The organism is Chitinophaga sp. (assembly GCF_036569185.1).
Lineage (GTDB): Bacteria > Bacteroidota > Bacteroidia > Chitinophagales > Chitinophagaceae > Chitinophaga.
In genome coordinates, this window is the sequence record NZ_DATCRD010000370.1 from 1 (window position 1) to 9,716 (window position 9,716).

The following is a 9,716-nucleotide window of genomic DNA, read 5'->3' on the forward strand; positions in this document are numbered from 1 at the left end:
GTCTTCCCGGCCGTTAAAAAACATATATACCACCGCCGGCTGGTAGTTTTTGCCGCCGTGAAAGCGCATCCTTACCATACGGGCAGGCGTGCCATGATGGTTGAGATAAGCTACTGTGGGTTGTAGTTCAATACTGGTAAAGGAAGGGGATTGTAGTAGTGGACGAGGGAATTTGCGGGGAAGCTCCACGCTGTTGGCTTTTGAATCATTTAACAAACGGAGCAGCATCCCGCTGTGTGTAACGGGAAGTCGCGCCTCCAGAGCATTTACACTGGTTATTGCCCCGCAACATAAAAGGAGTTTAACTACTATATGTTTCATATGTACAAACATACGTACATAATTTAGTATTCTGATATATCAGAGGAAAAGAATACGGATGTTTGTAAAAAAATCCGGCGGGCATCTCATAAAAAAAATCCGCCCAAATAAAAAGGGCTGCCTCAGAAAGAGACAGCCCTATCTTTCAAAAAAATATCTCTATTAGAATCCCGGGTTATTGGGCAATAAATTCGGGTTCACATCACTTTCCTGTTTAGGCACAGGGAACAGTAGTTGTTTAGCTGCGAAAGTAGCGCCAAATACGGTTTTATGCCCTACAAAATCATCCCAGTTACCGGTCACGTCGTTATGTACTTTACGGGTCCGGATCATATCAAACCACATTTTATTTTCAAAGCACAGCTCATAATACCGTTGCAGCCATACTTCATGTTCAAAACTGGCTTGTGACATAGCGCCTATAGGCGCCAGTTGGGCGCGGGCCCGGATGGCATTTACGTATTTGATGGCATCTGCATTCGGACCGCCCTCTGCACGGTTAGAGGCTTCTGCATACATCAGGTATACATCTGCCAAACGGTAAAGCGTATAGTTGAGATCGGATTTCGCGGTGCTTACAACAGCAAGGGAATCAAACCATTTATAGATATACGGTCCCTTAAACCTGATGGTATCGGTGGCAGGGGCTTTCTTCTTGTATTTGGTATAGAAGAATTGTCTTTCCTGCGCACGTTTATCACCTGCAGGAAATGATGCAATAAACTGTGGGGTTGGATATACAGAGCCATACTCATCAGAATATTGAGAGATACCTGCATAGTTTGGAATAGTAAGTGGAGTAAGCGGGTTGATGCTTGGTACGGAGGCCGCATACTGTACCTGGAAAATAAATTCCCCGAGATTCTTGTTGCCGGGATTATTCATATTGGTGTATTCCGGGAACAGGAAATAACCGCCGTTTGCAATCACTGATTTGGATGCGGCAGCCGACAGCGCATAGTATTGATTACCTCCATTGATAGCAGCACCTGCATAAGTAAGATATACATCAGCGAGGAGCGACTGCACTAATCCCATAGAAACCTTGCCGGTTCTGTCGGCCCAGGGCAGCGTTGATTTTGCCGCCATTTGCAGGTCTGGGATGATGATCTCATCATAAATGGCCTTTGCCGCTGTACGGGGCAGGTTCAGGTTAAGATCTTTAGGTACTTCCGTTACCTTGGGAACCGCACCGTATAACCGTACCAGGTGAAAATAATAAAGTGCGCGCAGTGTATGTGCTTCTGCCAGCATATTGGTTTTATCTGCATCTGATACCGCTGCCTGTGGCAATTTTTCTATGGCCAGGTTACAGGCGCCTACACCCAGGTATAAACGTTGCCACCAGGTATCCACATAAAAGGAAGTAGCGTTATAGCTGAGGTTCTGAAAGGTGGCAAACCCGGTTTGACCGAGATCACTGTTAGCCTTTCCTGTCATGAATTCCATCAGGTTGTACACGTTACCGCCATAGGAAGAGGGCTGTCCCTGTAGAAAGCCCTGCAGGTATTGGTAAGAACCATTGGCCAGCGCACGCGCCACTTTGGGATCAGACAGATCAGCATCCGGCGGAAGAAAATTCGTGGGTTTTTGTTCCAGGAATTTTTTGCAGGAACAGGTGAATAACACCAGCAACGCGAGTATGATATGTTTAGTCGTTTTCATTTTCATATTTTTTAATCACTAAAAAGGTTATCACATCAACGGGTATACGATTTCATCAGAAATCAAGATTCACACCCAGGTTCCACACGCGGGGGCGGGGATAGGGGAAGAAGTCTATGTTCTGGGAGAAACCGGTGTTGGCGCCATAACCAAAGTTGAAGGTGTCTACTTCAGGATCATAACCGGTGTATTTGGTAATGAGGAAAAGATTTTGCACGCTTGCATAAATGCGGAATTTGCGGATATGGCTTCTCTCCATCCAGCCCTGGGGGAAAGTGTAACCCAGAGTGAAGTTCTGTCCCCTGATATAGGAACCATCTTCTACCCACCAGGTATCAAAATGGGAATCCTGTGTAAATTTATAGCTGCGTACCTGTGCAATGTGAGTGTTCTGGTTTTCCGGTGTCCAGGCATTCAACACGGTGGCAAGGCTGTTGGCCAATGTCTGGCGGTCTTCCACAGAGTGTTTAAATGCAGCGGCTGTATTTACGCCTTGTACAAAACGGATATCGAAAGCAAAATCCCATCCTTTATATTTAATAGTACTGCTGAAAGTACCTGTCCATTTTGGATAGGCGCGGCCTATGATATCATATACAGCGTTGCCGTTGGCATCATATTCATATTTCCTGTCGCCGGGCAGCAGGGAGTGTTTGGCTGCTTCTGCCGCTTCATCTGTACTATAAGTGCCCAGTCTTTTCATACCATAGAAAGAACCGATGGGCTGGCCCACGCGCAGCACATTGGTTTGGCCGAGGAAGTTAGGACCAGGGAAGATATCCGCATTACCATCATTGAGGGTAAGGATCTCGTTTTTATTGGTGGCAAAAACAAAGGTGGTAGACCAGGTAAAGTTTGGTTTCTGGATATTTATAGTGTTCAGGTTTACTTCCAGACCGGTATTCCTTACCTCGCCTATGTTTTTGTATACATTGGAAGTAAACATACCTGCGGACCATGGGATAGGTGTAGCCAAAAGGAGGTCGGATGTTTTACGGTTGTAATAATCCACATTCAGGTTGATGCGGTTATCCACCATCACCAGTTCCACGCCTGCGTCTATCTGGTTGGAGCGTTCCCATTTCAGATCGGGGTTACCTATATAACCCGGTACCAGTGTAGGTTGATTGGCGCCGCCTATAACGGTTTGATCAGGACGGTACTGCGGGGAGTACTGGAACTGACCAATTTCCTGGTTACCGGAAGTACCGTAACTGGCGCGGATCTTCAGGTTGTTGATGGTTTTGCTGTTCTTCAGGAAATCCTCTTCTGAAACACGCCATGCAGCAGCTACAGAAGGGAAGAAAGCGAACTGGTTGTCTTTACTGAATTTGGAAGAACCATCATACCTGGCAGTGGCGGTAAAGAGGTATTTATTCTTCAGGTTATAATTAACACGGCCATAGTAAGAGTTCATGGACCATGGCTGGGTTTCTGAAGTGATGTTGTTACGCACCGATCCTGCGGCCAGGGAATTCCACTGGAAGTAATCAGACAGGAAGTTCTGTGTTTCTGCCAGGGCGTTTTCATTACTGTATTCCAGGAAGGAAATACCCACAACCGCGTTTAAGCTGTTGTTATTATTGAACTGTTTGTTATAGGTAAGATAGTTTTCTGACTGCCAGTATTTGCGGTAATCTGTGGTGATCCTGGCTATACCTGCCTGGTCCTGCGACAGGTGAGGAAGATTGCCTGCTGAATAGAAGTTGGCTTTATTACTGATCTGATCATAACCAAAATCGGTTTTAAAATTCAGGTCCTTGGTGATCTGGAACTGCATGTAAAAATTGCCCAGGGTATGCAGCTGGTTGTTGAGCGTATACCTGTTCTGCGCAATCTGTACCGGGTTCGGACCGCCCTCCAGGCCAGGAATATCATAGTTACCGGCCCATTTACCATCAGGATATCTAACCGGTACAATAGGTACTTCCTCCGTCACCATCCTTGGTACGTTTAAAGAGCCATTACCATCGGATACTACTCTTTGGGTGCTGGACACAATGTTAAGGGCGCCGCCAATTTTCAGCCAGTCTTTTACCTGGTCGTCGAATGTAGCCCTGGCAGAGTATCTTCTGAACCAGGATTCTATCATTAAACCATTCTGGTCCAGGTAGCCGAGTGAGGCGCTATAGAGCAGGTTGTCGTTACCCCCCTGGAAATTCACCTGGTGGCTGGTAGACACCGCCGGTTTGTAGGTTTCCTTCTCCCAGTTGGTGTTGTACAATGGTTTATCGTTTTCATCGAACAGCAAAGGAAAATGTTCATGATCCAGGATGGCGGTTGGCGTCCAGGTGCCATGATCCGGGTCGAACTTGGTAGCATTGGCAAAAGCTTCATTGTATACTTTCACAAATTGCTCGGAGTTTAATGTAGGAAGATGGCTGGCCAGTGTGCTTACGTTTACATCTCCCTGGTAGCTTACCTGGGTAGGGCCTGCCTTACCGCGTTTGGTGGTGATCATAATTACGCCGTTGGCGCCTCGCGCACCGTAAATAGCGGTGGAGGAAGCGTCTTTCAGTACTTCAATAGAGGCGATGTCGTTAGGGTTGAGCGCATTCGCATCTACGCCTGCCACACCATCTACCACATACAACGGATCCACAAAAGAGTTGATGGAACCGATACCACGCACACGTACTTTAGCTGCCTGTCCAGGAGCGCTGCTATTGATGTTTACATCCACGCCTGCCACTTTACCCTGCAGGGCCTGGGAGATATTGGGAACGGGTTTGTCCATCACCTGTTCGCCCTTGAGAGAGGCCACAGCACCGGTGAGGTCAGATTTCTTCACTGATCCGTAACCAATTACCACCAGATCGCTCAGGGTATTTACCTGTACTTCCAGGGATACGTTGATAGTGGTTTGATTTCCTACCACCACCTCTTTGGTACCAAATCCTGTAAAGGAAAATACCAGCACCGAGTTCTGGTTGGGCACTGTTAAAGAGTACACGCCATCTACATTGGCGATGGTACCACTGGAAGTACCTTTAATGGCCACGGTAGTGTTGGGAATCGCAGTTCCATCTGAGGCACTGGTGACCTTCCCGCTTATTTTAATCTGGGCCATTGCATGCATGGAAAATAGCAGGCATGCAAGCACATAAAATAGTTTTGCTTTCATAACAAGTCTTTAGTGATGAGGTAATAATAGCCGGTAAATGTTTTCAGTTGATAGTGATCAGGGGCGCTACATGTATAAGCCCCTGTGATAACAAGTGAAATTTGGTTTTAAGATGATGGTAATGATATGTTTTTTAATAAGATCCGGTTGATGAATAAATAATAAATGAGCAGCCTTAATTGTTTACTCCCTGCTGATGAATTGCCCATTTTTTCAAAAGCGCGATGGCGTCTGATAAAACGCCTGCTTCCCCGCGAAAATCTCCTGATCCTTTTGGCATGCCAGTCTGAACATCGTACCATTCGAAGAAGCCGTTATGAGCAATGACGCGTTCGGTCATGGGTTTAAGCGCAGTTACAGCTTCCTGTATAAATCCGTTTAAAATAAGGGCCTGGATCATCCGTCCGCCAAACCAGGTCCAGTCGCCCCCGTTCTGATATACATAAGGATGCATATTCGGGAACTCCTTCGCGGGGTAAGGAGGATATACCGTGATACCTATTGTAGCAAACTTTTCTTTGGAAGCGGCCTGTATCATTTGCCTGTAGATGGCCGCTATTTCCCTGGATGTATGGAATCCTGCCAGTATTGCACAGGCAGTGCCGCCTGTGTAAAGAATTTCTTTTTCGTTGAAGGAGGGGGAAAACGGGCTTCCGTTCAGATAAAGATGTGGTATGTATTTCTGCGCCCGGTTGTCCCATAAATATTTGCGCACATTGCTCCGTATACCAGCCGCTACTTTGCTCCAGTTTTGCTGTGATTGGTAGTTTTGGGGTTTCATTGCCAGGAAATCCTGTATTGCCATTACAAACATGGCGTTGTCATAAATATCGATGGCCCATTTCGTTTTCTCATTGATGGCCACTCCCCAGCCGGTTTCCGGCTGCACATCGCCCCAGTCGATGGTGGTGGCCCCTTTGATGAGCCCGTATTTTTCCGACCAACGCTCTTTCAGCAGATAGGCCATAGAGGCTTCCATCCGTTGCAAAATCGTTTTATCATTTACAGCCAAAAAAAGGAAGTCCCTGTCGCCGGTAACAGCCACATATTTCCTGACCGCCTGGACCAGGGATGATTCCTGGTCGGTTTCCACGGTATTCTTATGCGCGGCCCATTGTGGTGCAAGGTCGGAATACCGGTATTGGTAGCCCACATTGGCCTTTTCCTTCGGAATAACGCCGTCCGGGATATTTCCGTCTTCCCCCTGCATACGGAAGAAAAGCAACAGCATTTCCTTTACCTGCTCAGGAGGTAATACCTGCAGAGAGCCGTTAATAAAAGTGTTGAAATCCCTGATCCACACTTCCCCATAGGAAGTACCGGCAGAGAAACCGGTGAGTAACCGTAGTGCCCGGGCCTGCACCGTATCCAGCCTGCTGTCTGCCATCACAGCGGTTGCCAGGGCCCTGGAGCCCGGCTGTGCCGCCAGGTTTCCCGGAAGGAAAACAAGAGCAGTGATACCGGCAATAAAGGGAATTATAGAAAAGTATTTTTTCATAATGTGGCCCCGGATATTATGTACAAACATATAAACATAATTTAATAAATGCAAGAAAAGTTTTTAACATTATTTTTATAATCAATTCATTGCTTAACTGGTTGATTGTTTGATGTTTATATGGAGATAATTTGTACACTGAGCATACTTTTCAGGGATGCTGTTTTTCCACCCAGGGCATACATACCCCCAAAATAAGCTGGGCTAAAATTGTTTTTCTTGTTTATTTCCAGTTGCTTTGCAGGCATGAATTTGAGTATAGATCATAAAAATCCTTTACCACTTCATATACAGGCGGAAAACCTGTTGCGGAACATGATAAAAGATCCACAATACAGTGGTGGAAAATTTTTACCAAACGAAGTACAGCTGGCAAAGCAACTGGCCATTTCCCGATCTACTTTACGTCATGCCCTGAATAAACTCGTGTACGAAGGACTGCTGACCAGGAAGAAAGGAGTGGGCACTAAAGTGGCGGAAGCTGCTATCAGCTCCAAATCAAAGAACTGGCTGAGCTTCACCCAGGAAATGACTGCACGTGGCATCGTCATCAAAAATTTTGAACTGCACGTTACCTGGGTATTACCCGATGAAACCATTGCCAATTTTTTCGAGATCAGCCCTAATAAAAAAGTGCTTAAGCTGGAACGCCTGAGAGGAAAGGCGGAAGGGCCCTTTGTATATTTCATTTCCTACTTTCATCCCCGGGTAGGCTTAACCGGCGAGGAAGATTTCAAACGACCTTTATACGATATCCTCGAAAAGGATTACATGACAGTGGCTACACTCTCCAAAGAAGAGATCAGCGCCAAATCAGCCGATAAATTTATTGCCGCCAAGCTGGAGCTTGAAACAGGGCATCCGATCCTGCTGAGGAAGCGGTTCGTATACGACCAGGGCGAACGCCCCATTGAGTATAATCTCGGGTATTACCGGGCCGACAGCTTTGTGTATACCGTGGAAAGCAGAAGAGAATAGTTCATACATTTCACCAAATACAACGGCTCAGCATTCATACAGAATACTGAGCCGTTCCGTTTTACGGTTGAAGGCAAAGGTTATGGTTTGGGAGCAGCTGCTACATTTGGGGTAACCACCGGCCATACGCCTGGTGCAGGGAAGCTCACGCCTTTGTTGGAGCCCCTTACACCTGCATCCTGTCCGAAGTAATACAGCGGCCATCCCTTGTAGGTTAATTGTTTCTTACCGGCAACAGTGATACTACCAAATAATGTTTTATCAAGCGTAGAAGGTACTACGATCTGGTCTGTTTCATAAATAGGCCAGATGGCATTGTTGGAAAAATCAGCTTTGGTAAACTTGTTGATGTTAAAGCTGTCTTTATTGAAAGAATAAAGCGTAATACCCTTGCCATCAGTGAAGTACAATGTTTTGGCATTGCCAACGGTATGGTTTTCCAGGTAGTTTTTACCATCAGCGCCTACCAGTTGCGCGTTGATCAGCTGTATGGTATAATCGGGTTTGGCTACAAACCATACGCCACCCACACCTTCACCGGTGGTTTTTCCGGGCGCTTCCCGTACGTTAACACCACCCACTGCAGGAGCAAAATAATACAGCGGCCATCCTTTATAAGCAGTTTGTTTTTTACCATCGGTAGTAGTGATGGTGGTGAAATCTTTAATGTCCAATCCTGTGCCCAGCGCGGCCTGGGCAAGATTGTCGCCGGCATAGTAAATGGGCCATACCGCAGCGCATCCGCCGGCGCAGTTGTTTTTACCATCAAAATCATTGGAGAAATAATAAAGGGAATTACCATCCACATCAGTAAGGTGATTTCCCAAAGTAGCGTCGGCGCTGAGTTGCACCACAGGCTTGGGCGCCGGTGTGTCGGGGTTGTTATCATTTCCGCCGCAGGCGCTGAAGGAAACGATACCACCAAAGGCTATCAATGAAAGCAGGGCGTTTTTAAAGGAGTTCATGCAGTTAAAATTTTTAGAAATTTGAAATAATACGCTATTACGGGTTGTTGGTCAGTAACAACCTGGTTTGCTAACCGGTACTTATGCGTATTCGGAAAAAAACGGGAAAAGGTTGTCTGCCTCCAAAAATATTTTCAGCTACTTTTGTTACTATGGTCAACGAAAGTTTCTATCTGAGGCAATACGATTCACAGGAAAGGGACACCCGGCTTGTGATGGATGTGATGGCACTATACCTCTACCCGCTGGAAACATTTACTATTACCGACGCGGTGAACTGCGTGGAGGAAATGAAAGGGCTCAGGGTCGCTGAAATATTGAAACACCTGGTAGCGGCAGGACTGGCCATTAAAAATGTAACCGGTAATTATTCCCTGGTACCGGAGATGAGCTTCCTGCTTTTCCCGGTAATTATAAAACAGCCAGCCTATGCTGCATTACTGGAAAGAACACGGTACGCCGTACACGCATTTTACAGCATGAGCGCCCGGCTGCAGGACCTGCAGCAGCTGCTTACCGCTTATTTTACCGGCGACCGCTCCCTGTTGTTCCCGCCTGTAAGGAAGCTGGAACTGGAGCTGAACGAATACCAGCCCTATCTTTCCTACCTGTTGTATTACTCCGCCTACACGGAGTTGTTACCTTTTTTCAGCCAGGAGAGCCTTGATAAAATGGTATCTTTTGCCTTAAAATATAACCTGCTGAAAATGCCGCCAGTGGAGGAACTGGAAAGTTTCCGCCGCCGGTATAAGGCCGGTTTCCCTGAGCTGTCGCTGTTGCAGGGGCAGCTTGATTTGCCTCCGGCAGATGAAACCGCGGATGATTTGTATGCACAGGCGGTGATATTATTATATAGCGGTCAGCCTGCAAAGGCCCTTGTTTGTTTTGAAAAAGGCATCAAACGTCAACGGCAGTACGATAAGAAACATACCTTGCCGTTGTCGCCGTTGTTTGCCTTTTATTATGCGTTTACACTGGCAGTATTGCCCGGTGAACAAACCAATCCGCTCATCACTAAAATCACCACTGCCTATGAGCGCAAGCTATTCCCTGCCATTACTCCGGCGGTTTGCCTGCTGCATTTTCATGCGGGCAGGAAGGAAAAAGGAGAGCAGTTGCTGCTGTTGATCCTGGAAGGTGGGGAGAGCAACCTGCTGAGTTACCT

7 protein-coding genes are annotated in these 9,716 nt (G+C 46.7%); 2 read left to right on the forward strand and 5 right to left on the reverse strand.

Annotated elements, in window-relative coordinates:
• The 4 genes from VIM72_RS28140 to VIM72_RS28155 form a co-directional block, all read right to left on the reverse strand.
• Nucleotides 1-321: hypothetical protein (locus VIM72_RS28140; protein ID WP_332006139.1), on the reverse strand; the 321-nt coding region annotated here is incomplete at its 3' end.
• Between the two features lie 162 nt (nucleotides 322-483).
• Nucleotides 484-1,986 (reverse strand): RagB/SusD family nutrient uptake outer membrane protein, encoded by a 1,503-nt coding sequence (locus VIM72_RS28145; RefSeq protein WP_332006140.1) that lies wholly within the window; start codon nucleotides 1,984-1,986, stop codon nucleotides 484-486.
• A 55-nt stretch (nucleotides 1,987-2,041) separates the two neighbouring features.
• On the reverse strand, nucleotides 2,042-5,110 hold the full coding sequence (locus VIM72_RS28150; RefSeq protein ID WP_332006141.1) for a TonB-dependent receptor: 3,069 nt from the start codon (nucleotides 5,108-5,110) through the stop codon (nucleotides 2,042-2,044).
• A gap of 175 nt (nucleotides 5,111-5,285) precedes the next feature.
• The gene (locus tag VIM72_RS28155; RefSeq protein WP_332006142.1) at nucleotides 5,286-6,608 is read right to left on the reverse strand and encodes an MGH1-like glycoside hydrolase domain-containing protein; all 1,323 of its coding nucleotides are present in this window, start codon (nucleotides 6,606-6,608) and stop codon (nucleotides 5,286-5,288) included.
• Between the two features lie 246 nt (nucleotides 6,609-6,854).
• Between VIM72_RS28155 and VIM72_RS28160 the strand changes: the two genes are divergently transcribed.
• Nucleotides 6,855-7,586, forward strand: a complete 732-nt coding sequence (locus VIM72_RS28160; protein ID WP_332006143.1) for a GntR family transcriptional regulator — start codon at nucleotides 6,855-6,857, stop codon at nucleotides 7,584-7,586.
• A gap of 80 nt (nucleotides 7,587-7,666) precedes the next feature.
• Here VIM72_RS28160 and VIM72_RS28165 read toward each other — a convergent pair whose 3' ends face one another.
• Nucleotides 7,667-8,551, reverse strand: a complete 885-nt coding sequence (locus tag VIM72_RS28165) for a hypothetical protein (protein WP_332006144.1) — start codon at nucleotides 8,549-8,551, stop codon at nucleotides 7,667-7,669.
• 83 nt (nucleotides 8,552-8,634) lie between these two features.
• Here VIM72_RS28165 and VIM72_RS28170 point away from each other — a divergent pair.
• Nucleotides 8,635-9,716 (forward strand): hypothetical protein (locus tag VIM72_RS28170; RefSeq protein WP_332006145.1); only part of this gene is annotated, 1,082 nt, incomplete at its 3' end.

What these genes read in the sequence shown, in the direction of transcription:
- VIM72_RS28155 (WP_332006142.1), bottom strand. Translation starts at nt 6,608, where the DNA reads ATGAAAAAATACTTTTCTATAATTCCCTTTATTGCCGGTATCACTGCT.
- VIM72_RS28160 (WP_332006143.1), top strand. Translation starts at nt 6,855, where the DNA reads ATGAATTTGAGTATAGATCATAAAAATCCTTTACCACTTCATATACAG.
- VIM72_RS28165 (WP_332006144.1), bottom strand. Translation starts at nt 8,551, where the DNA reads ATGAACTCCTTTAAAAACGCCCTGCTTTCATTGATAGCCTTTGGTGGT.
- VIM72_RS28150 (WP_332006141.1), bottom strand. Translation starts at nt 5,110, where the DNA reads ATGAAAGCAAAACTATTTTATGTGCTTGCATGCCTGCTATTTTCCATG.
- VIM72_RS28145 (WP_332006140.1), bottom strand. Translation starts at nt 1,986, where the DNA reads ATGAAAACGACTAAACATATCATACTCGCGTTGCTGGTGTTATTCACC.